The sequence below is a fragment of the Priestia sp. J2 genome (genome assembly GCF_020790095.1).
GTDB classification, from domain to species: domain Bacteria; phylum Bacillota; class Bacilli; order Bacillales; family Bacillaceae_H; genus Priestia; species Priestia zanthoxyli.
In genome coordinates, this window is sequence record NZ_CP086208.1 from 3726224 (window position 1) to 3748684 (window position 22461).

Annotated in this window: 18 protein-coding genes and 1 tRNA gene; 6 read left to right on the forward strand and 13 right to left on the reverse strand. The window is 39.4% G+C overall.

Annotated elements, in window-relative coordinates:
- Positions 1-86 precede the first annotated feature (86 nt).
- The 3 genes from LJY09_RS19345 to LJY09_RS19355 all read right to left on the reverse strand — a co-directional run bounded on the left by LJY09_RS19345 (position 87) and on the right by LJY09_RS19355 (position 2898).
- A complete protein-coding gene (locus LJY09_RS19345; RefSeq protein ID WP_154973198.1) occupies positions 87-1610 on the reverse strand; it encodes an ABC transporter permease/substrate-binding protein in 1524 nt (507 codons plus the stop codon).
- Positions 1610-2560 carry an ABC transporter ATP-binding protein gene (locus tag LJY09_RS19350; protein WP_014458647.1) on the reverse strand — a complete coding sequence of 317 codons (951 nt, stop codon included), beginning with the start codon at positions 2558-2560 and terminating at the stop codon, positions 1610-1612. Before LJY09_RS19350 ends, LJY09_RS19345 begins: the two co-directional genes overlap by 1 nt.
- 265 nt (positions 2561-2825) lie before the next feature.
- Positions 2826-2898 (reverse strand) — tRNA-Thr (locus LJY09_RS19355).
- A 210-nt stretch (positions 2899-3108) separates the two neighbouring features.
- On the opposite strand from LJY09_RS19355, the gene LJY09_RS19360 reads away from it, so the two are divergent.
- A complete protein-coding gene (locus LJY09_RS19360; protein WP_028415032.1) occupies positions 3109-4161 on the forward strand; it encodes an aromatic ring-hydroxylating dioxygenase subunit alpha in 1053 nt (350 codons plus the stop codon).
- A gap of 32 nt (positions 4162-4193) precedes the next feature.
- On the opposite strand, the gene LJY09_RS19365 is transcribed toward LJY09_RS19360, so the two are convergent.
- Positions 4194-5717, reverse strand: coding sequence for a DHA2 family efflux MFS transporter permease subunit (locus LJY09_RS19365; RefSeq protein ID WP_028415033.1), 1524 nt, complete (start codon positions 5715-5717; stop codon positions 4194-4196).
- A gap of 265 nt (positions 5718-5982) precedes the next feature.
- On the opposite strand from LJY09_RS19365, the gene LJY09_RS19370 reads away from it, so the two are divergent.
- Positions 5983-6903: a TetR/AcrR family transcriptional regulator gene (locus LJY09_RS19370; protein WP_028415034.1), complete on the forward strand. Its 921-nt coding sequence runs from the start codon at positions 5983-5985 to the stop codon at positions 6901-6903.
- 109 nt (positions 6904-7012) lie between these two features.
- Here LJY09_RS19370 and LJY09_RS19375 read toward each other — a convergent pair whose 3' ends face one another.
- The 6 genes from LJY09_RS19375 to LJY09_RS19400 all read right to left on the reverse strand — a co-directional run bounded on the left by LJY09_RS19375 (position 7013) and on the right by LJY09_RS19400 (position 14736).
- Positions 7013-7834, reverse strand: coding sequence for a carbohydrate ABC transporter permease (locus LJY09_RS19375; protein ID WP_014458643.1), 822 nt, complete (start codon positions 7832-7834; stop codon positions 7013-7015).
- 16 nt (positions 7835-7850) lie between these two features.
- On the reverse strand, positions 7851-8753 hold the full coding sequence (locus LJY09_RS19380) for a carbohydrate ABC transporter permease (protein WP_098113586.1): 903 nt from the start codon (positions 8751-8753) through the stop codon (positions 7851-7853).
- Positions 8754-8776: 23 nt separating this feature from the next.
- The gene (locus tag LJY09_RS19385; RefSeq protein WP_028415036.1) at positions 8777-10018 is read right to left on the reverse strand and encodes an ABC transporter substrate-binding protein; all 1242 of its coding nucleotides are present in this window, start codon (positions 10016-10018) and stop codon (positions 8777-8779) included.
- A 72-nt stretch (positions 10019-10090) separates the two neighbouring features.
- A complete protein-coding gene (locus LJY09_RS19390) occupies positions 10091-12211 on the reverse strand; it encodes an amylo-alpha-1,6-glucosidase (protein WP_228307399.1) in 2121 nt (706 codons plus the stop codon).
- An 87-nt stretch (positions 12212-12298) separates the two neighbouring features.
- Entirely contained in the window at positions 12299-13315 is a 1017-nt protein-coding gene (locus tag LJY09_RS19395) for a LacI family DNA-binding transcriptional regulator (protein ID WP_028415038.1), read from the reverse strand.
- 146 nt (positions 13316-13461) lie between these two features.
- Positions 13462-14736 (reverse strand): ATP-binding protein, encoded by a 1275-nt coding sequence (locus LJY09_RS19400; RefSeq protein ID WP_028415039.1) that lies wholly within the window; start codon positions 14734-14736, stop codon positions 13462-13464.
- A gap of 271 nt (positions 14737-15007) precedes the next feature.
- On the opposite strand from LJY09_RS19400, the gene LJY09_RS19405 reads away from it, so the two are divergent.
- The gene (locus LJY09_RS19405) at positions 15008-15772 is read left to right on the forward strand and encodes a sulfite exporter TauE/SafE family protein (RefSeq protein WP_028415040.1); all 765 of its coding nucleotides are present in this window, start codon (positions 15008-15010) and stop codon (positions 15770-15772) included.
- A 233-nt stretch (positions 15773-16005) separates the two neighbouring features.
- Positions 16006-17358 carry a cation:dicarboxylate symporter family transporter gene (locus tag LJY09_RS19410; RefSeq protein WP_028415041.1) on the forward strand — a complete coding sequence of 451 codons (1353 nt, stop codon included), beginning with the start codon at positions 16006-16008 and terminating at the stop codon, positions 17356-17358.
- Between the two features lie 27 nt (positions 17359-17385).
- Here LJY09_RS19410 and LJY09_RS19415 read toward each other — a convergent pair whose 3' ends face one another.
- Positions 17386-17781, reverse strand: a complete 396-nt coding sequence (locus tag LJY09_RS19415; RefSeq protein WP_028415042.1) for a hypothetical protein — start codon at positions 17779-17781, stop codon at positions 17386-17388.
- Positions 17782-17851: 70 nt separating this feature from the next.
- Complete coding sequence (locus tag LJY09_RS19420; protein ID WP_028415043.1) at positions 17852-18823, reverse strand: NAD(P)H-dependent flavin oxidoreductase; 972 nt, start codon at positions 18821-18823, stop codon at positions 17852-17854.
- A 172-nt stretch (positions 18824-18995) separates the two neighbouring features.
- Here LJY09_RS19420 and LJY09_RS19425 point away from each other — a divergent pair, with 172 nt between their 5' ends.
- Positions 18996-21038, forward strand: a complete 2043-nt coding sequence (locus tag LJY09_RS19425) for a catalase (protein ID WP_028415044.1) — start codon at positions 18996-18998, stop codon at positions 21036-21038.
- A 123-nt stretch (positions 21039-21161) separates the two neighbouring features.
- Complete coding sequence (locus LJY09_RS19430) at positions 21162-21875, forward strand: YoaK family protein (protein ID WP_063248327.1); 714 nt, start codon at positions 21162-21164, stop codon at positions 21873-21875.
- 26 nt (positions 21876-21901) lie between these two features.
- Here the strand turns inward: LJY09_RS19430 and LJY09_RS19435 are convergent, their stop codons facing one another.
- Positions 21902-22399: a GNAT family N-acetyltransferase gene (locus tag LJY09_RS19435; RefSeq protein WP_028415046.1), complete on the reverse strand. Its 498-nt coding sequence runs from the start codon at positions 22397-22399 to the stop codon at positions 21902-21904.
- Positions 22400-22461 lie beyond the last annotated feature (62 nt).

Below are 22461 nucleotides of genomic sequence, written 5' to 3' on the forward strand. Positions count from 1 at the left end.
CATGCCAATAAAAAGATCCGAACGATTTATCGTTCGGGTCTTCTTTTAGCTAAAATACTTTTGTACGGATCGTTTTGTCTTCATTTTTATTTTTTAATTAATCCTTTTTTTACTAAGAATTGATGAGCGACTTCTTCAGCCGTTTTTCCTTTTGCATTTACTTGATAGTTCATTTCACGCATTTCGTCGTCACTGATTTTACCACCCAGTTGATTTAAGATTTTTTTCAGTTCAGGGTGCTCTTTTAGCGTATCTTCACGAAGTACAGGCGCTCCTTGATACGGAGGGAAGAACTGCTGGTCGTCTTTTAAGACTTTTAAACCAAACTGTTTGATTTCAGGATCCGTTGCGTAAGCATCAAGCATGTTAATATCGCCTTTTTCAACAGCGCGATAGCGAAGCTTCGGCTCCATCGTTTTAATATTCGGGAAAGTAAGGCCATATTCTTTTTGAATGCCTACGTAGCCGTCTTCACGATCTTTAAACTCAAGCGTAAATCCTGCTTTTACTTTATCTGTTGCATTTGCCAAATCTGAAATGGTCGTTAGATTATTTTCTTTGGCAAATTCTTTTGTCACGGTCAATGTGTACGTATTATTAAACTTCATTGGATCTAAATAGACAAGCCCGAATTTCTTTTTAAATCCTTCTTTTGCCTGCTTGTACACCTGTGTTTCATCTTTGCTGTCCGGCTGTTCCTTTAGATGCGTCACAATGGCTGTCCCCGTATATTCAGGGTACAAATCAATTTCCTTGTTACGCAGAGCCTCAAATACAAATACCGTTTTCCCAAGCGACGAACGAAGGTTTACTTTCATATCGGTTTGATCTTCAATTAATTCTTTGTACATATTGATTAAAATATCTTGTTCTGCGCCAATTTTCCCTCCGATAACAAGGTCTGGTTTTGTTGCGCTCATCGCTGCAAACGGAGAAACAAGAATAAGTACTAATACGATGATCATGATGAACGAGCGTTTTTTGGACCCTTTTTTAGCAGAGTGTTCAATCGTTCGCAGAATTCCATCAAAAATAAGCGCTAATAATGCTGCTGGAACGGCTCCTAATAAAATCAAACTATTATCGCTTCGGTCAATACCAAGCAAAATTAAGCTTCCGAGTCCGCCTGCTCCGATAAGAGCCACGATTGTCGCTGTACCAATAATGAGTACCATCGCTGTGCGAATTCCGGCCATAATGACAGGAAGCGCTAGAGGAAGTTCTACTTTGATTAATCGTCTCCACGAGTTCATCCCCATGGCTTTGGATGCTTCAATTAAAGATGGGTCCACTTCTTTAATTCCGGTATATGTATTTCGTACAATAGGAAGAAGCGAATATAAAAACAGTGCAATAACCGCGGGAAAGGTTCCAATTCCGACAAGAGGAATCAGTAATCCTAATAAAGCGAGTGAAGGAATGGTTTGCAGTACGGCTGTTACGCCAATGATCGGTTCAGCAATGCGGTCATGCCTCGTTAAGTACAGTCCAAGCGGCACTGAAATTAATACGGCGATTACAAGAGCCAGTACTGAAATTTGAATGTGTTCAAGAAGAGCTTGAAACAGGGCATCTCCTCGTTGATCTAATAATGCGCTTAGTGCATTCATTACAGCGTTCCTCCTTCTTTCGTTTTATCAGAAAGAAACGCTAATAGAGTTTTGCGCGTTACAACGCCAATGCGTTTGCTCCCTTTTTTCACAGCTATTGCTTCATGGTCGTAAAGGGCGTCCATTGCCTGCTGAACAGTGGCGGTTGAAGCTAGCTCTTCAGTAGGTTCTACGTCTGGCTGTTCACTTTCTTTGACAAACATATCCAATGTCTCAAATAAAGCATTTCCTTGATTTCCAATAAATGTTTTTACAAACTCATTTTTAGGCTTTTGAATGAATTCCTCCGGGGTGCCAACTTGAACAATTTCCCCATCTTTCATCAGGCAGATACGATCTCCAAGCGTCATGGCTTCGCTCATATCATGCGTAACAAACACAAATGTTTTTTTGATTTTTTCTTTTAAGCTAATAACATCTTGTTGAAGCTGTTCGCGGCTTAACGGATCGAGGGCACTAAAGGGTTCGTCCATTAAAATAACGGGGGGATCAGCTGCGAGGGCACGTGCTACACCTACACGTTGCTGCTGGCCACCTGAGAGCTCAGACGGCTTTCGGTTTCGATATTGCTTTGGGTCTAGTCCTACCAAGGTAAGCAGTTCATCAATACGCGTTTTGATTTTGTTTTTCTTCCAATGCTTCATCTCCGGTACAATGGCTATATTCTCAGCAATGGTCATATGAGGAAAAAGAGCAATCTGCTGTAGCACATAACCAATGTTCCAGCGTAGCTCATGTATGTTGTGGTCCGATACGAGCTTATCTTTTATGTATAGTTCTCCTTCGGTAATATCATGAAGACGGTTAATCATTTTTAAGGTGGTTGTTTTCCCACATCCACTCGGACCAATTAAAACGAAAAACTCTCCTTCTTTTATTTCTAGATTAATATTTTTCACGGCGGTCGTACCGTCTGGATATTGCTTTGACACATTCTTAAACGTAATCAAATTATCGTTCACACTCCCTGTTGAAATTTAACCCCTAGTTTCGTGTACCCAATACTTAGAGGCAATAAACATTCTTTTAAGAATATTTCTAAATATGATTCATAAGACATAGTGGAAAAGATACACATGTTTTCTAACAGCCTCCTAATAAGGCTATCAAACTGTTAAAGTTTTCACAAGGCGGGGAAGAATAATTCGGAGAATAAATTTAAAGCCAATCCAAATAAAAAAACCTTCTTTCAACAAGAAAGAAGGTTTTTGAGTATGCTAGCGACAGGGATCGAACCTGCGACCTCTTGCTTACCATGCAAGTGCTCTACCTACTGAGCTACACCAGCGTCTTGGAAAATTATATCACGTTTAAATTTATTTAGGAAGCGCTTTTTTAAATTTTTTTATTGGTATATTCTCTAATTTGCGTCTTCTGAAATTCGCACTTTCTACAAAGTTCCATATTTCATGTTAGAACTTCTTACATAAATTGTGTGAATTTTCTTTTTTTATATTACCCTTAGTAAAAGAACTTACAAAAGAAGGGAAGAAAATAGATGGAACAACAACCAACCATGACAAAATCAAAAACGGCAACTCCCTACCCAAGAGACTGCACGTTCAGCCTGGAAGATTGGACGACGCTTGCTAAGTATTGGTACCCCGTCGCACGCTGCAGTGATGTAACAGAAAAACCAACGTCCGTAAAATTACTAGATGTAAATCTAGTTTTATACCGCACCACACACAAAGTTGTAGCGGCACGTGATTTATGCGTTCACCGAGGCACCCCGCTTAGCATGGGCTGGGTGGAAGATGATGAAATTGTCTGTCCTTACCACGGCTTCCGCTACGCAACGGACGGCGCATGCACGTCAATTCCAGCTCACCCTGACGCCAACATTTCTCCCCGTCTCTGTATGGCCGTCTATCCAGTTATTGAACGATATGGATTAGTGTGGACGTCCCTGACAGGAGAACAAGATAACCTGCCTTATTTCGATGCGTGGGAGGACCCTGATTTTCAGCAAATTGTTTGTCCGAGCTTTGATATCATGGGTTCAGCCGGTCGTCAAATGGAAGGCTTTTTAGACGTAGCTCATTTTGCTTGGGTTCACACAGACACATTTGGTGATCGAAACAACGCCTTTGTGCCTAAATATAAAGTAAGCGATACAGACTATGGGCTTCATGTAGAATATACGAGCACCGTGAGCAATTATTCCAAAGAACAGCAGCATTTAAATCCACCTGATTTTAAATGGCTTCGCGTCTTTGATGTTTATCCCCCGTTTACAGCTACGCTAAAAGTATACTTCCCAGAAGGCGCAGAGCTGTGGATTATGAATGCAGTCTCTCCTATTTCAGCCCGCGAAACACGTTTATTCGCGCCAATCGCTCGAAACTTTGACAAAGATTCTCCCGTTGAAGGTGTGTATGACTTTAACCTTCGCGTCTTTGACGAAGACCGTGAAATGGTGGAAAACCAAAAACCTGAAGACTTGCCTTTAGACCTGCAGATGGAAGCGCATATTATGGCTGATCAAACGTCCATCGGTTACCGGAAATTATTAAAGAAAATGGGCTTAAGCTTTAGATATACAAGCTAAAAAAATCCCCGCTGTCTCAGCGGGGATTTTTTTTATTTAGCAAACTGCTCGCGTGCTGCTTTTTCCTTTATCACTTCATCTTCACTTGCCGGCGTTGCGCGTTTCATGAAGAATGAAAGAATTAAGGCAACCACCACTAGGACTACTGAGACAGCAAACGCATCGTTAATCCCTTGTACCATTGCCTGCATCCCAATCTGTTCTTTCATTTGAGCTGCCCCGGCTGCGGTTGCATTAGCTGCTCCTGCTCCGCTCATTGCATCTTGAGCGAGCTCTTTTGCATGAGTAGCTGTACGGTTTGACATCACCGTTACTAAAAGAGCCGAACCAATAGCTCCCGATACTTGTTGAAGCGTATTGTTCATCGCAGTACCATGCGGATTAAAACGCTGCGGAAGCTGATTTAATCCGTTTGTCATAACCGGCATCATCACCATAGACATTCCGAACATACGAAGCGTGTAAAGCGTAATGAGCGTTGTATAGGTCGTATCAAGCTCTAAGTTACTGAAGAAATACGTCGTAACGGCTGTAATCGTTAGACCCGTTACAGCCAATGCACGCGCTCCGAATTTATCAAATAATTTTCCGGTAATCGGTGACATCACACCCATTAGCAGCGCACCTGGAAGCATTAGTAATCCTGAATGAAGCGGAGAGATGCCTCGTACCGTTTGAACATAAATTGGCATTAGCAGCATGGCTGAGAATAATGCCATTGTAATTACCATCGAAATCGTTGATGATAAAGCAAACATTGGATATTTAAAAATGCGGAATTCAAGCATCGGTGTTTTAAGCTTGAACTGACGCGTAATAAATAAAATCAGAGCCACAGCTCCTACGATAATGGTACCGTATACTTCCACAGAATCCCAGCCTTTATCCCCTGCTGAGCTAAACCCGTATAGAAGTCCGCCAAATCCAATTGTAGATAGCAAAAGGGATAAAAAATCCAAATTGATTTCCACTTTTTCTTTTTTGTCTTTTAATAGGAAGAAAGCGCCTATTAATACAATGGCTGCGATTGGCGTAACAAGGTGGAACAGCATTCTCCACTCATAGTGTTCAATTAGCCATCCTGATAATGTAGGACCAATTGCCGGAGCAAAAATCATAACTAAACCGAAAATCCCCATCGCAGCTCCGCGTTTTTCTAATGGAAAACTTGTGAGCAATACGTTCATTAAAAGCGGCATCATAATAGCTGCGCCTGACGCTTGAATAATACGAGCGGTTAACAACACAGAAAATACTGGCGAAGCACCTGCAAGTATTGTTCCTGCTGTAAATAAAGTCATCGCCGTTAAAAATAAGCCTCTGACAGAATAGCGCTGAATTAAAAAAGCGGTAGTTGGAATCATAATACCATTCACTAACATATAACCAGTAGAAAGCCACTGGACAGTTGACGTTGTCACATCTAAGTCTTTCATAATAGACGGCAGCGCCACATTTAATAACGTTTCATTCAATAATGAGATAAAAGCGCCAATTAACAAAATAGCAATTATGCCATAAGGCGGCTTTTCCATTTGATTTATCGATCGACTCATTATTGTACCTCCTTATACTTTAGGTTCATTTTTTTAGACACGTGTTCTACATAGAGTATATTATACTGTGAGTTCAATTTATGCAAGTGAAAAATCTTACGTTCACGTTCTTTATTTTCTCAACTTTTTTAGTCCTATAATCCTTTTATACCAATATATTGTCGTGATATCGTTCAGTTTTCTGAAAAGAACATTTGTGTAAACGCTTTAAATCATGTATCATAAAGTTGGACCATGAGTCTAATTTTACATTTAGGTGATAATAATGAATAATCGAAAACAGCAAGTTGTAAAAAATGCACACCATCTCTTCGTTGAAAAAGGATTTCAAGCTACTTCTATTCAAGACATCATTGATTATAGCGGCATTTCAAAAGGAACATTCTACAACTATTTTTCTTCAAAAAATGAATTATTAATCGCTGTTTTTACATGGCTTCATACGACCATTGAACAAGAGCGCAATCAGCTGCTGGTTGGTAAAAGTCTGACCGATGTAGATGTATTTATTAAACAGATCGATGCGCAGATGAAAAACCATCACAAACATAAATTTTTTACGTTACTTGAAGAAGTATTTGTTTCTAATGATCCTGATTTAAAAGCATACATAAAAAAAACCCAGTTCATTGAAGTAAACTGGTTCTACAAACGGTTTATTGATTTATTTGGACAAGAAAAGAAACCTTATCTGCTAGATTGTGCAATTATGTTTCTTGGCATGCTTCACCGCAACTTTCACTATAATTTTATGGTCAACGGTACAAATACTGATCCCCATGAGATTATAACTTACAGCGTTAAGCGTCTGCTTCCTCTTGTAGACGAAGTAGCAAGTTCAGGAGACATTTTGCTCGATCCGCAAACGATCAAAGAATGGCTTCCATCTTGCCCAAATACTAAAAATCAAATAGAACAGGACATTTCCGCAGCACTTATCGATTTAAAAAAGCAAGCTCACAAACAATTTACGGATGAATTCGAACGTCAAAAATGCACAGAGCTTATTAGTTTTATTGAAGAAGAGATGTTTAAACAATCGAATCCACGCAAGTTTGTTGTGGATAGTGCCCTTCATTCATTAAAGCAGCTGCCTGTTAACAACCGTAAAACGAACCTAGAGGAACTGCAAACGATGATTGATCAGTATGTGAGTGAACTTCAATCAACAGCTAGAAGCAACTAAACATATGAAATTCACGCTCACCATAACAACAAAAAACGAACGATTATGATTTTTTAATTAATCGTTCGTTTGTAATTCCAACTAAAATACTTTTATCCCAGCCTCTTTTTTATTTTCCTCCAGTAAACGAAATTCCTTTAATGAAATATTTGTTAAAAAACGCATAAATGAGCAAAATTGGAAGTGTAAAAACCATGGAAGCTGCCATAATATAGTTCCAATAACTGATATACTGACCTTTAAATGTGTTAAGGCCTAAAGTCAACGTGAACATATTTTCATCAGACATCACAATTAAAGGCTTCATAAAATCATTCCAAAACCCCATAAATACAAAAATCGTTTGTGCTGCTAAGGCAGGTTTTGCAAGTGGAAGGACTATTTTGAAGAATGTTCCAAACTTCGATAACCCATCCAACTCCGCTGCTTCTTCAAGCTCTTTTGGGAAATTAATAAAAAATTGACGCATCATAAATATAAAAGTCGCATTTACCATTCCCGGTACAATCATTCCCTGATAGGTATTTAACCAGCCTAACTCTTTTAAAATTAAAAAATTAGGAATCATCGTTACTTGTCCAGGAATCATAAGCACCGCTAAAATAATAATAAATAAACTTTTCTTTCCCGGGAAACTGAGGCGTGCAAGGGCATAACCAGCCATTGAGTTAAATAGCAAATTCAGAGCTGTTCCTACTACGGCAATGAATAAGCTATTAAACATCCAGCGAGGGAACAGCTTTTGTTCCACAAAAATTTGTTTATAATTGTCTAGCGTAAAGTGTTTCGGAATAAAGTTCACCGTACCTGACACAATTTCTTCTAGCGTTTTAAAAGAAGCGGACAGCGCCCAAATAAATGGAATCAGAGTAATCAGCGCGTATATGCTTAAAATCGTATATAAAATGAGGACTCCTGTTTTTTTCTTCATCTTTTTCTTCCCCCCCTTAGTACATACTTTCTTCTTTTGAAAACTTTCTCTGAATAACCGTTGCCACCAAAATCACGAGCGCCAGCATAAAGGCTAGTGCTGCAGCATACCCCATAGTACCTAAATTTTTAAATGCATATTGATAAATAAGCAGAACAACAGTCAGAGTCGAGTTATTAGGACCTCCTGAACCTCCTGAGAAAATAAACGATTGATCAAATAACTGAAACGTACCAATCAGTCCCATGATCACTACGAATGATGTAACCGGTCGCAGATTCGGAACTGTAATATGCCAAAACCGTTGAAACACATTAGCCCCATCTAACTGAGCTGCTTCATAAAGCGAATCTGGTACGTCTTGCAAAGCTGCCAAATAAATAACCATAAAAAATGGAGCTGTTGCCCAGATGTTCATAATCATAATGGCAATCAAAGCGACCTGAGGATCTCCAAGCCAATTGTAAGTTGGAAGACCAACAAACTTTAAAAACTCGTTCACAATTCCATTTTGATTGTACATCCACATAAAAATAAGCGTTAATACAGCCGATGATGTAAGTGTAGGTAAAAAATAAATAATGCGAAAAACTTTTTCTGCTTTTAGCCCTGCATTTAATGTGGCCGCCAGTATAAGTGCCAATGCGGTTTGTACCGGTACAACAATTACTACATACTTCACCGTATTCCAAAGAGCAATTTTAGCTTTGTCATCTTCAAGAACCTTCATGTAGTTCTCAAGCCCTCGAAAATGAAACTCAGTTCCTCCCAGCAATTGAACTTTATGTAAAGACAAAAAGATGGCATAAAAAATAGGTGCAATAACAAACAGCAATAGTACAAACAGTGTAGGTGTCATAAAAGCATATCCTTGCCCTACATCACGAGGTTTGTACGTTCGTATTTTTCCGTCTTTCATTTCCTCCACTCCCCCGCCAAGCCTTATTCATAAATACTAATCTCTTGATTTGCCTGCTTTTGTGCTTTTTTCAAAGCTGTTTCTAAATCACTTTGTCCCAAAAAGGCGCTTAAAAACTGGTTATTAAAGTTATTCATGATAATAGGCAAATACGGACCATCTTGCCAGACAGTTGCATAAGCAGCTCCTTTTACTAATGGACCTCGTTTTTCGTCTTCAGCAAAACCAAGCTTATCCGCTACGGATTTTCTTGTTGGCAATGCATAACCCTTGCTTGTCCAAGTTTCCATTCCTTCTTTCCCGGTTAAGTACTGAATGAGCTCCCAAGATGCTTTTTTCTTTTTTGAGTCAGCATTCATTACATACGCGACCGTAAATGCCATCGTATTTTTGTGACCGTTTATTGTCGGAACTTCCGCTGTACCGTAATCAAGTTTTGGGAAGGACTCCTGTAAAAATGGAATCATCCAATTCCCTTCAATCACCATAGCTACTTTTTGTTGTGCAAACATGTCCGTACCTGAGTTTGCGCCTACATCAGAGGGCTGTACAGACGTTTTATCTTTTAAATGCTGATCGATGAGCGGCTGAAGAGAATCCACGACTTCTTTCGTAGCAAAGTTTGCCTTATTGTTCTTTACAACGTCTCCTCCGTTTGCCTGCGCCATGTAGAAGATACGCGCTAATTCCGGCGTGACACCAAACGCTTGAATCCCTTTCTTTTTAAATACTTTTGAAACTTCTTTAAACTCATCCCATGTTTTTGGTACTTCTACTCCTGCTTCTTTAAATAGCTTTTTGTTGTAAAATAAGCCTAATGTGGAGTAATCTTTCGGAAAACCATAAGTCTCTCCATTTTTTTGAAACGCTTTCAATAATGGTTTCTCAAAATCCTGAACATCAAAATCAGATTTTACATAAGAATTTAAAGGTTCTAAAACCCCTGTATTAATAAGACCCGGCGCTTCAAGTGCATCAAGATAAAAAACATCTGGACCATTTCCACCTATTAAACGCGTTTTTAAAATATCCATGTATTGATCAGTGATTACTTCATGCTTCACATGAATTGATGGATGGAGTTTTTCAAAGTCTTGAATAGTTTGATTAAGCAGCTTCGTCTCTGTTGGGTTGCCTCCCCAGCCGGCTAATACAATTTCGACTTGACCATTTTCCCCGGAAACTTCTTGTACATTTGAACATCCAGTTAAAGCTGCTCCAGCCACTGCCAGAACCAAACTTAAAGCGAGTATCCACTTCTTCATTAGCTGTCTCCTTTCATTTCATTGACCTGCGGCTTATTAATTGACGCTTAATAAACCGCGGTCGAAGTAACATTAACCTACATAATTTCTTACCTTACATTGAGATAGAAGCTCGTATTTTGTCGTATTTTCTTTCACGTAAATAATAGTTTCGCTTTCTTCTTTTTTAACCGTTAATGAAAGTTTCCCACTGCCAATCACAAGGTTTTCTACAGAGATTTCATTCATATCGTCTATGAGCAAAGGATTTATCTGTATAGTACCTGCTGTACTATCAGGAAACAGTCTCAGCATCGCCTGTACGAAAGCTAAAGGCGTGCCGGCTGCCCAAGCTTGAGGTGAGCAGGCAACGGGATATTTGACAGGCTTGCCAAGGTTACTTGAATAGCCGCAGAATAGCTCTGGAAGACGGTCGTATTCAAAATGCTCAGCTGCATCAACCAGCCCTTTTATCACTTTATTGACTTCTGTTTGCTTGTTCGCTTTACTCAAACCGAGAACAATTAAACTATTATCGTGCGGCCAAATGCTCCCGTCATGATAACTCATTGGATTATAACCCGCTTCTCCTTCTGCCATTGTACGAATTCCATATCCCGAAAACATAGATTCTGATACTAGCCTTTCCGCTACTTTGTTCAGCTTCTCCTCATCCATCATCTCGGCTAAAAGTACATGACCTGGATTTGACGTAATCGTTCCTACTTGATGTTTATGTTCATCAAGTGCAATGGCATAGAATGACACGTCTTCCATCCAAAAGGCTTCATTGAACTTTTTACGCAGCAGCTCAGCTTCTTCACGTAAACTATTTGCTTCATTTGTTTTGTTTAACTGATCATATAAAGAAGCAATACCCATTTTCGCTTGATATACGTAGCCTTGTACTTCCACTAAAGCAATAGGAGTTTTTGCATATTCACCGCTGCGATGGACAACAGAATCCCCTGAGTCTTTCCATCCTTGGTTAGCAATTCCTTTACTTGATTCTTGATGGTATTCAAGAAATAAATCACCGTCTCGATCTCCATATTCATTGATCCATGTCAAAGCTCCATCGACAGTCATTTGCATTTCTTTTACAAACTCGAAGTCTCCCGTCCACTTCACATATTCCGTTAACAAAATTAAAAATAATGGTGTCGCGTCAACTGTTCCGTAATATGGAGTAAAAGGTATTTGATTTGTGTTGGCTAGTTCTCCGTAACGTATTTCATGCATAATTTTACCCGGCTGTTCATCACGCCATGGATCATTTGCCGTTCCTTGATATGCTGCCATAGTACGTAGCGTTCCTTTTGCTACTTCCGGATTAAAAGCCAGCATTTGAAGCGCTGCAATTAGACTATCCCTTCCAAATGGCACACCAAACCAAGGCAATCCAGCTACAGGAAAAGCACCGAATCCTACATCCGTTAGCAGTACGCGCAGGTCGTTAAGTCCTCTTGTAATAAGGCGCTGCATTGTCGGATGATCGGTTGTCACTTTTGTAGAAGATTTTTCCCACTTTTTATATGACTGCGTTAGTAAACTAAATGCTTCACCAGCTGATAAAATATTTTCATTGATGTCTTCGCCTATTTGCGGCTGAACCATTAATGTAATTTCTTCTTCTTCCTGATGGTTCAGTTCGAAAGAAAACATAACCTCTCCTTGTTCATACACGTGTGAGGCTTTTTTATCCCAAGAAATCCGTGTCGAACGCTTGATATCATCTGATCCTTCGTATGTATATATTAAACTGCTTTCCCCTTTTATTTGCCCTGTTCGTTTTCCGACATTTCCAGTTTGAAAACCTCTTACGATAAACATATCGTTAAAATCGACATCTGCTTGGATACTTAATGTAAAAGCAATTTTTTTAGGAAAATAACTTTTCAATTTTATTTTTTCATAGAAAACACCCTCATATATAAAGCGCTTTCTTTCTATTTCTACAGACTCTCGCCACAGCGATAGTTCTCCTTCTTTTTCCATATGCGGATTAGTAAGAAGAATTGTGGCTAACAGGTTTTCGTCGGCACTTGAGGACAATAACACAGGATCTGTACCGTTAATTTTCAAATGAAATTTGCTCAAAAAACGCGTATCTTTCATATATAGCCCTAAACCATACTGATGGTTTTCAATGATATTTCCTGCTTGATCTGTTAGTAAAAATAAGTCATTTTCTTTAATCACACGGTAATCCATTTCCATCCCCCTAAATTTCACCGAAACGTTTTGGAAAAACGAAACACAAAACCGAAACGTTTCGGTTTTTACATTATATAAAAACCACTAGCCGTGGTTTTTAGCTGTTGATTCTCGAATAATCAGCTGTGTATCAAGATAACGCTTCATATTTGTTTCTTTTCCTTCTAGCATCTCAATTAGTAAATCTGCAGCTTCATAGCCAATCTGATATACTTCCTGCCCTACAGTCGTCAAATTTGGAGACGAGTAAGAAGCAAGAACAATATTATCATATCCGACAATCGAAACGTCTTTTGGTACATCAAGGCCAAGTTCTTTGCATGCTTTTAATGCTCCCAGTGCCATTAAATCACTTGCACAAAAAATAGCGGTGAGCTCTTCATACTTATTTAAAAGCTCACTGGCAGCTTTCTCTGCTTTCTTTTCTTCAAACTTTCCGCTTACAACCCATTCAGACCGAAACGACAAACCGCATTCTTTGAGGGCTTGTCTGTATCCGTTGAGACGTTCTTGGCTGACAAATGCGTCTTCATGTCCGTTAATCATCCCAATATGCTGATGGCCAAGACTCGCTAAATGTTCAACCGCTTTTTTAGCTCCCAAGGCATTATCGGTGGTGACATAGCCTACTGAACTAGAATGGACGGGAATATCAACTAAAACACAAGGAATATCGCTTTCTACTACTTCTTTTAAATAAGGATCTTCTTTTTTGATGCCCTGAATAATTGCCCCGTCCACTCTTCGCTCTCGACAAAGCTGAGTATACGTTTTTTCTCGCTGCATCATCGTGTTTGTATTAAATAAAATCAAGTCATACCCCAAAGTAGATGCACGCTCATTTACACCGCACAATACTTCAAACGTGAAATTATCTTTTACGCTCTCTCTGCTGATGCCTGAAACTAGTAGTCCAATTGTCTTTGACTTTTGCATAACCAATCCTCGAGCTAACGTATTGGGGCTATAGTCCAGCTCTCTTGCTACGGCTGCAATCTTTTGCCTTGTTTTTTCATTTACATCTGAATAACCATTTAAAGCCCGAGACACCGTTGTTACAGATACGCCGGCAACTCGCGCTATATCTTTAATCGTTGTCAATCAAAATTCCTCCAAAACGTTTCGGATAACTTTAAATAGATTGTAACGCTTTCATTTCTTAAATTCAATACTTTTTTAATAATCAGTTTACTTTTATCTATTTTTAAAATTTTTGCATATAAAAAAAGCAGCCCTAAAGCTGCTCTTTACTCACAAAGAGGAAATTGAAGTGAAAAGCACGTTTCTTTTCCTTTTACGCTAGACACACTTACTTTTCCCTTCATATAATGAATAATACTGAAAGATACCATCGTTCCAAGCCCCGTACCTTTTTCTTTTGTTGTAAAATACGGTTCGCCTAACCGGTTGACTTGTTCTTGCGTCATACCGCAGCCTGTATCCATAATATCAACGATCACAACTCCGCCTTCTTTTCCTACTTTAATAGTTAACGTGCCTCCGTTTTGCATGGCTTCAATACTATTTTTAAATAAGTTGATTAGACACTGCTGAAGCTTTCTTCTTTCTCCCATTACGAAGAACTTCACTTCTTCATCGAATGTAAAATCAATCGCGACTCCGTTCATATTGGCAAGAGGCGTCATAATATGGGTGACGTGATGAATTTCTTCTGACATATTCATTTTTTCATTTCGTTCTGGAGCGGAATTGGCAAATAGCAAGTAATCATCAATGATTTCTTTTGCGCGGTCTAGTTCATTAATCGCAATCGAAATGTAGCGTTTTTTAGCAGGTTCTTTTTCATCTTCTTGCAGCATTTGCATAAATCCTCTGCTTGCAGTTAGAGGATTTCGCACCTCATGAGAGATGCTGGCGGCTAAATGACTGACAATTTCTAGCTTTTCTGCTTTCATCAGGCGCTGCAGCACTAATAAATTTGCCCGTATCGCTTCCCACAGTATGGTAATCACAAACATGCCTGCCACATCTAAAACAGCGAACTGAACCCACACGCTAATAGGAATGCTTGTTACGTGTAAGACGAAAATAGATACAAGCATAGCTAATAAAGAACCAATTACACTAAGACAGGTGCTCACGATAATTCTATTTTTTAATGAGAAATGTAAAAAGTATTTTGTTATGAAAAATAAAGGAATGGATAAAATCGGAAGAGCAATTAATGTTGATAAAAATCCTACATCGTACCCGCCAATTAGCAAGCGCAGCAGTAAAATAAAGACAAAAAGCAAGCTTCCTAGCGGCCAGCCTCCATATAACGTTCCTAAAATATAAGGAATTCTTCGTAAATCCATTCGATAGTCATCCGGGACATAAGCTCCGTTAACCGGAAACAAAAGGCAAAAGGTAATAGCTAAAATCGGAAATACCGCGATATAGTGATCTTTCCACCAATGAACTTTTTTAGCATACTTGATCAAATAAAACATCTGCACTAAAAACAGCGCCAATAAAATAAATAAAAAATTAATTAACAAATCTTTCGTAACAAAACTCATGCATTCACCGGTCTTTCAAATGAGATAAAAATAAACTCTTTTATTGCATTTACATTTGTAACACAAATTAGAGCGTAATCATAGATAAATAAACGTATTCTATTTACTTTTTTATAACTTCCTATGACTTTATCGTCCGTTCCCTAAAATAGTGAAGACTAAGAAAACCTTTTCAACTTCACTAAAAATATTCAGAATTTTATTTACATACGGGTTACAATGCTCTATAATCAGATCAATGTACTTGGTTTTGAGAGTAGGAGGACAAAATATGGAACTATCAATTACCTTAATGGGATTATTCGTTGGAACCCTTGTAGGCTTAACGGGGGTTGGAGGTGCCGCTTTATTAACACCTTTACTGATTGTACTCGGCATTAACCCTTCCATTGCCGTAGGAACAGATCTTGTCTACAATTCTATCACAAAATTATTCGGAGTCGCTCAGCACTACAAACAGCGAACCATTAACTTTAAATTAGCAAAATATTTAGCTTTCGGAAGTATTCCGAGCGCTGTGCTGGCTATTGTCACACTTCATGCATTCCCATCTTTTCACGAGCATCAAGAAACGATTATTAAGCACGCTCTCGGGTACGTCATGACGCTGGTTGCCATCTCAATTATCTTTCGCGTCTTTTTTGATAAATTAATTCGCCCAAATCGGTTTCAGGAAATGGACTTAAATCAGAAAAAAGGATTAACAATCGGAATTGGCGTAGTCTTTGGGTTCATTGTCGGACTAACATCGATTGGTTCTGGCTCATTATTTGCCATTGCAATGCTGTACTTATTTAAGTTAAAAACATCTGAGCTGGTTGGTACTGATATTGCACATGCGTTTCTTCTCGTTACGGTGGCTGGTATTTTAAATGCAAGCTTTGGAAGCGTTGATTATATGTTGACTGCTAACCTATTAACTGGATCTATTCCGGGTGTGTTACTCGGAAGCCGTTTATCAACGAAAGTGCCTTCAAGACCGCTTCAAGCCATTATGGCGACCATCATTTTAATTAGCGGAATTAAACTAATTTAATAAATAAAAAGCACATGCCTTTGCATGTGCTTTTTATTAGTTTTTTTAAAGATCTACATTAAAAATAATAATGTTTTAAACCACTCTCTTCCCTTCTTATACACTTCAACTAATATTTTTATTGAATTTTAGTCAAAGAGACCAATGACACCTCAAATAACCTTACGTTAAAATGTAAAAAAACATAACATCTATTGTAACATCAAAAAAATTGTACGACGAAGGGAGAACACATGACACAAACAGCGGCAAAAAGTAAGCAAAAACCTTTTTATAAAGGTCTTTTCTTTCAAATTATGATGGCAATTGTACTTGGCGTAGCCGTAGGATATCTATGGCCAAGCTTTGGAAATGCTGTGAAACCGATTGGAGACGGTTTTATTAAGCTCATCAAAATGCTGATTGCTCCTCTTATCTTTGGGGTAGTCGTTGTCGGAATTGCCAAGGTTGGAAACATTAAAACAGTTGGGCGTATTGGTGGAAAAACCATTCTTTACTTCGAAATTGTCACAACATTCGCTCTACTTATCGGTCTATTAGTAGCAAACGTAATGAACCCCGGCGCCGGTATGAATGTTGATCCTTCAAGCTTAAGCACAACTGAAGTGGACGCGAAGACAAACGGCTCCGAACTTCCGAGCGAAGGTGATTTTTTTCTTAATATGATTCCAGACAGTGCAGTTGGTGCTTTTTCAAACAACTCCATGCTTCAAGTGCTTTTAATTTCGTGTTTGTTCGGAATCGCTCTTGTCCATATAGGTGGAAAAACAGCGGAGACCCTTCTACACGTATTAGAAAAAGTAAATGATGTGTTATTTAAAATTATGGGATACATCATGAAGTTAACGGCTCTTGCCACGTTTAGCGCCATGGCATTTGCGGTTAGTCAGTACGGTCTTGGAACACTTGCTGCATTTGGAAAGCTATTTATCGCTATGACAATTGCTTGTCTAGCATTTGTTCTTGTTTTAGCTGTTATTTTACGAACCTATTTAAAATTAAGCTTGTGGAAAGTTATTCTATATATACGAGAAGAAATTATGCTGGCATTTGCTACGGGTTCTACTGAAGCCGTTATGCCGCAGCTCATGGATAAATTTGAACAAGCAGGATGCAACAAAGCAGTCGTTGGCCTTGTTGTGCCTACGGGCTATTCGTTTAACCTAGACGGTGCTTCTATCTACCTGTCTCTTGCTCTCGTCTTTTTAGCACAAGCAACGGGCGTGGACTTGAGCCTCACTGATCAGCTTTTAATGCTTGGTGTTCTTCTTCTTACGTCTAAAGGAATGGCTGGCATTCCAGGATCAGCTTTTGTTGCTCTTTCTGCTACCGCAGCAGCAACCGGATCCATTCCGGTAGCTGCCGTTGCTCTGATGCTTGCTCCTGATCGCTTTATGGGTAATTACCGAACCACAGTTAATATTATTGGTTATGCGGTAGCCGCTTTTATTATCGCACGATGGGAAAATTTATTAGACCTACAAAAAGCCAATGATGTGCTGGACGGAAAAATTACGTATCAGCCCAAAAATGCTGAAATTTCTCTCCCTGAGAGTATTCCAGCAGCCAATGAAAAAGCATTTTAATAAAAAAAATTCCTGGCCGAGACAAGTCTATTTTGCTTGTTTTTCGGGCAGGAATTTAATTGTTACATGAAAGGCCTTTTGCTGAAATTTATTTTCTTCCAGTATTTTATATACCATTTGTTTAATCGTTTCTTGCGTTTTGGCATCAGCTGAAACGGAAGGCTCCATATACACATCCAGCTCTACTCTGTCTTTTGAATAAAGGGAAGAATTCACACCCCTTGATTCATAGCCCGCTTCAGTTAAACCGCTGCTGATTTTATGCCAAATATCCAGTTTGTCCATTTGTTTAATAACAGGCTTTGCTTCTTCGTACACTTGTGCTTGCTGAGTCTTGGAAACTTCTTCTTTTTTAATAAAAACTGCATATCCTGAACCTACTATTAAAAACGTCATGATAGCAAATGCTCGCATTCTTTTCATTCTCTCACCTCATTTAGAGATATAGATTATAAATATGCGAACAATTGCTACAGTATGACGGCTTGTATCTCTACTTCTTTTCTACTATACTCAACAGTCGTTTAGAACCGGCGTGCACTTCTTCTATCATACTGTTAAACAGCTCTTGCACCGTTGGAATACTATCAATCAGTCCAACGACTTGGCCTGCCCATCCATAGCCTTCATCGATTTTATTTTCATAAATATACCGGCAGTTTGCCCCTCCGCTAATGACGTCTTTTAACTCTTCGTATCTCTCTCCTTGCTGTTCACGCTCAATAATGTCAAGAGTGTAGTGGGACTTCAATACGCGTCCAGGTGCCCCGAACGAACGTTTAATAACCACAGTATCGGTTTCTTTCGCTTCCACAATAGCTTGTTTATACGCATCATGGGCATCTACACATTCTTTTGTCGCGATAAAACGTGTTCCCATTTCTATCCCTTCAGCGCCTAATGATAACGCTGCCAATAATCCTTGTCCGTTTCCAATCCCTCCGCTTGCCAAGACCGGAATTGACACAGCCGCAGCTACTCGAGGAATTAATACCATTGTGCCTAGATCCTCACGTCCGATATGTCCTCCGGCTTCTTGCCCTACTGCCATGACAGCATCTGCTCCTAGCTTCTCAGCTTTTTGAGCTTGACGTACGTTGGCTACCAGCACGAGCGTTTTAATTCCCGTTCCTTTTAATCTTTCAAAAATAGGTGTGGGATTTGCTCCTGTTATGGAAATAACCGGAACACCTTCTTCTACTGCTGCGTCGAGAAGTTCTTTATAAGAACCTTCTGTTTGACCTCCAACAGCAAAATTAACGCCAAAAGGACGCTCAGTTAAAGAACGTACTTTCTTAATTTCAGCTCGAAGTTTCTCAGGTGTTCGGAGCGTCATAGCTGTAATTTGTCCAAGCCCGCCTGCATTTGAGACAGCAGCCGCAAGTTCTGCGTACGCTAGATACGCAAGACCTCCTTGTACAATTGGATATTGAATTCCTAATAAATCTGTTACCCGTGTTTTCATCTATGTATCCCCTCTCCTTTTATTTTTGTATTTATGAATACTTATTCATAATCATAACAAGAAAATAACGGATTTCCTACGAAAAAATTCCAACATTTCTGTTTGCTTCAACTTTTGATAGGGTACACATTTTGTAATGATTATTAACTGAAGATCAAGGAGGAAGACAAGCATGACAAAAAAGCACCCTGTAAATGAAAAAAGCAAGCAAGAACAGCTCGAGCAGTTTAAAACAGACGATCGAAACCAAGCGCTCACAACCAATCAAGGGTTAAAGCTTTCCGAAGATGAATTTTCTTTAAAAGCAGGCGAACGTGGTCCAACCCTTATGGAAGACTTTCATTTCCGTGAAAAAATGACGCATTTTGACCACGAGCGCATTCCTGAACGCATCGTTCATGCACGAGGCTTCGCTGCTCACGGAGAATTTGAGCTGTATGACTCGCTCAGTGAATATACAAAAGCTAAATTTTTACAGAATCCGTCTGTAAAAACACCTGTATTTGTCCGTTTTTCTACTGTAGCAGGTTCTAAAGGTTCAGCTGAAACGGTTCGCGACGCACGTGGTTTTGCAACAAAATTTTATACAGAAGAAGGAAACTATGACTTAGTTGGAAATAACATTCCCGTGTTCTTTATCCAAGATGCGATTAAATTCCCGGATTTAATTCACGCTGTTAAGCCTGAGCCACACAACGAAATGCCTCAGGCGGCTTCAGCACATGATACGTTTTGGGATTTTGTCGCTAATAACCAAGAGTCTGCCCACATGGTCATGTGGACAATGTCAGACCGTGCAATTCCTCGCAGCTTGCGTATGATGGAAGGCTTCGGCGTACATACTTTTCGCTTAGTTAATGCGGAAGGAAAAGCTCATTTTGTCAAATTCCACTGGAAGCCTGTGCTCGGCACGCATTCCCTTGTTTGGGACGAAGCTCAAACCATTTCTGGGAAAGACCCTGATTTTCATCGCCGCGATTTATGGGAGTCAATTGAAAACGGAGACTATCCTGAATATGAGCTAGGGCTTCAAATCATAGCTGAGGAAGATGAATTTAAATTCGACTTTGACATTCTCGATCCAACTAAGCTTTGGCCAGAAGAAGACATTCCCGTCAAATTGGTTGGAAAAATGACCTTAAATCGAAATGTAGACAACGTATTTGCCGAAACGGAACAAGTCGCATTCCATCCGGGGCATGTAGTACCGGGAATTGATTTTTCCAATGATCCTCTCTTACAAGGAAGATTGTTTTCATACACGGATACCCAGCTTATTCGTCTTGGCGGCCCGAATTTTCACGAACTTCCAATCAACCGTCCAGTGTGCCCGTTTCATAACAATCAACGCGACGGTTACGGACGTCAAACGATTAACAAAGGGCCTGTCAGCTATCACAGAAACTCTCTTGCAGCCAATACGCCGGCTCCTGTACCAGAGTCAGAGGGCGGTTATTCTCACTATCAGGAAAAAGTGGAAGGAAGAAAAGTTCGAAGCCGAAGCGAAAGTTTTAAAGACCACTTTTCACAGGCAACGCTATTTTGGAATAGCATGAGCGACCCTGAAAAAGAGCATATTATCAGTGCTTTCAGCTTTGAGCTTGGAAAAGTGAAAAGCAAGTCTGTTCAGCAACAGGTTGTTGATATGTTTGCCAACGTCAGTACAGTGCTAGCTAAACAAGTGGCACAAGCGATTGGTGCAACGCCTCCATCAGGAGAAGACGCGCCAGTGACCAAGTCGTCTCCGGCTCTTAGTCAGGAACAGACGATTAAAAAGCCGAATACGCGTAAAGTAGCTGTCATTGTAGCTAATGACTTTAGCGGTGACCTACCACAAGTGTTAAACAGTTTAAAACAACAGGGCATTCAGCCTGAAATTGTAAGCACAACCCTCCAAAACGTAAAAGGAACAGACGGGTCAGAACTTGAAGTACAGCACACGTTCTTAACAAGTGATTCTGTCTTATTCGATGCGGTTTATGTTGTCGGAAGTTCGTCAGCTGATGAGAAGTTTCGTAAAGAAGCACTGACGTTTGCTCAAGAAGCATTCGAGCATTTTAAACCAATTGGCGCCACAGATGAAGGTGTTAAGTGGCTAAAAGCTGCTGGCTTAGATAGTAGTCCCGGTGTCGTAACTGGAGATTCTACACGTTTTACAGATGAATTTGTTGAAGCTGTTTCAGCTCACCGCCACTGGAATCGTCACGTTATATAAATGACAAAAAAGATAGGGATCTTCCCTATCTTTTTTACATGGAGTCACAGCAATTGAAGAAAAGCCGATTTTTTGCTTATACTAGATAATGCACCTTAGATTTTCAGGAGGCAAAAGGAAGACATGCTCACAAACAAATCATCTTACTTTTTACAATTAACGAAACGATTCAAAAAAGCTGCAACGGCAAATTCAGTTATCCTTGGAATTTTGTTAGCTATTGTGGGAGGTTTTCTTGATGCTTATACGTATATAAGCAGAAACGGAGTATTTGCAAATGCACAAAGTGGAAATATCGTTTTATTAGGTGTAAAGGCAGCACAAGGTCAATGGACAGAAGCTTTTCTTCATATTCCGCCTATTTTAGCCTTTATCCTAGGCGTTGCTGTAACCGAAACATTTAAGCAGCCGCGATTTGTATCTGTACTCCCTGATACTTCTCGTATTGTATTGCTTTTAGAAATTGTCGTACTCATTATTGTTGGGTTTTTACCACCTAGTGTTCCTAATATGTTGGTTACAGTAACAATTTCATTTGTTGCTGCTCTTCAAGTTTCTTCATTTAGAACTTTGATAAAATGGTCATATAATACAACAATGACAACTGGAAACCTTCGTACTGCTTCTCAAGCAGCATACTATGCTATATTCAAACGCGACGAAAATGCTGCTTATCAGTGCCTTCGTTTTACGGCCATTATCCTCTCTTTTTTAAGTGGTGCATTGTTAGGCTCTATTTCTACTTTCACCCTCGGAACAAAAGCAATTTGGCTAGCTTCTGCTATTCTTTTTCTCGCTTTTGTCATTTTAAATTCAGAATCTCAAAAAAGCCTTTGAAATCAATGATTTCAAAGGCTTTTTTATTAAACTGATTTTCTAAATGCCATGACATGCAAATCTTTTACCGGATAAAAATCGTTATCAGGAAAGCGGACGTAACCTCTTTTAGTGTACAGCTTAATGGCATGTTCCATTGAATGATCTGTATGTAAACCTAAATAAGAACATCCTAGCTCCCGAGATTTTTTTTCACACGCTTCAAGAAGCGCATTGGCGACTCCTTTTCGGCGATGAGATGGAGCAACTGCCAGCAGACGAATTTCAGCCCATGGAAATGGTTTTAATAACCCTCCATATACATCCGTATTCGGCGGATAAAACAAAACGCTTCCTGCCATTTCTCCATCGATTTCAGCTACCATGCATTCAAATTTTTTTTCTTCACTCAGGGTATGTAAAATTCCCTTTCGATATCTTTTCCAGTGTGCTTCCGATTTTACAGCTGCATATTGCTCATAAGCAGCAAGCGTTACTGTTTCAATAGATGATGTTTCTTCTTCTCTAGCTTTTCGAACGATCAATTTTTTCTCCTCCATTTACCTTCTTCGTTAATTCTTATTGTCTATGGTGAAGAATGTTTATG

What these genes read in the sequence shown, in the direction of transcription:
- LJY09_RS19345 (WP_154973198.1), bottom strand. Translation starts at nt 1,610, where the DNA reads ATGAATGCACTAAGCGCATTATTAGATCAACGAGGAGATGCCCTGTTT.
- LJY09_RS19360 (WP_028415032.1), top strand. Translation starts at nt 3,109, where the DNA reads ATGGAACAACAACCAACCATGACAAAATCAAAAACGGCAACTCCCTAC.
- LJY09_RS19365 (WP_028415033.1), bottom strand. Translation starts at nt 5,717, where the DNA reads ATGAGTCGATCGATAAATCAAATGGAAAAGCCGCCTTATGGCATAATT.
- LJY09_RS19370 (WP_028415034.1), top strand. Translation starts at nt 5,983, where the DNA reads ATGAATAATCGAAAACAGCAAGTTGTAAAAAATGCACACCATCTCTTC.
- LJY09_RS19375 (WP_014458643.1), bottom strand. Translation starts at nt 7,834, where the DNA reads ATGAAGAAAAAAACAGGAGTCCTCATTTTATATACGATTTTAAGCATA.
- LJY09_RS19380 (WP_098113586.1), bottom strand. Translation starts at nt 8,753, where the DNA reads ATGAAAGACGGAAAAATACGAACGTACAAACCTCGTGATGTAGGGCAA.
- LJY09_RS19385 (WP_028415036.1), bottom strand. Translation starts at nt 10,018, where the DNA reads ATGAAGAAGTGGATACTCGCTTTAAGTTTGGTTCTGGCAGTGGCTGGA.
- LJY09_RS19390 (WP_228307399.1), bottom strand. Translation starts at nt 12,211, where the DNA reads ATGGATTACCGTGTGATTAAAGAAAATGACTTATTTTTACTAACAGAT.
- LJY09_RS19400 (WP_028415039.1), bottom strand. Translation starts at nt 14,736, where the DNA reads ATGAGTTTTGTTACGAAAGATTTGTTAATTAATTTTTTATTTATTTTA.
- LJY09_RS19405 (WP_028415040.1), top strand. Translation starts at nt 15,008, where the DNA reads ATGGAACTATCAATTACCTTAATGGGATTATTCGTTGGAACCCTTGTA.
- LJY09_RS19410 (WP_028415041.1), top strand. Translation starts at nt 16,006, where the DNA reads ATGACACAAACAGCGGCAAAAAGTAAGCAAAAACCTTTTTATAAAGGT.
- LJY09_RS19415 (WP_028415042.1), bottom strand. Translation starts at nt 17,781, where the DNA reads ATGAAAAGAATGCGAGCATTTGCTATCATGACGTTTTTAATAGTAGGT.
- LJY09_RS19420 (WP_028415043.1), bottom strand. Translation starts at nt 18,823, where the DNA reads ATGAAAACACGGGTAACAGATTTATTAGGAATTCAATATCCAATTGTA.
- LJY09_RS19425 (WP_028415044.1), top strand. Translation starts at nt 18,996, where the DNA reads ATGACAAAAAAGCACCCTGTAAATGAAAAAAGCAAGCAAGAACAGCTC.
- LJY09_RS19430 (WP_063248327.1), top strand. Translation starts at nt 21,162, where the DNA reads ATGCTCACAAACAAATCATCTTACTTTTTACAATTAACGAAACGATTC.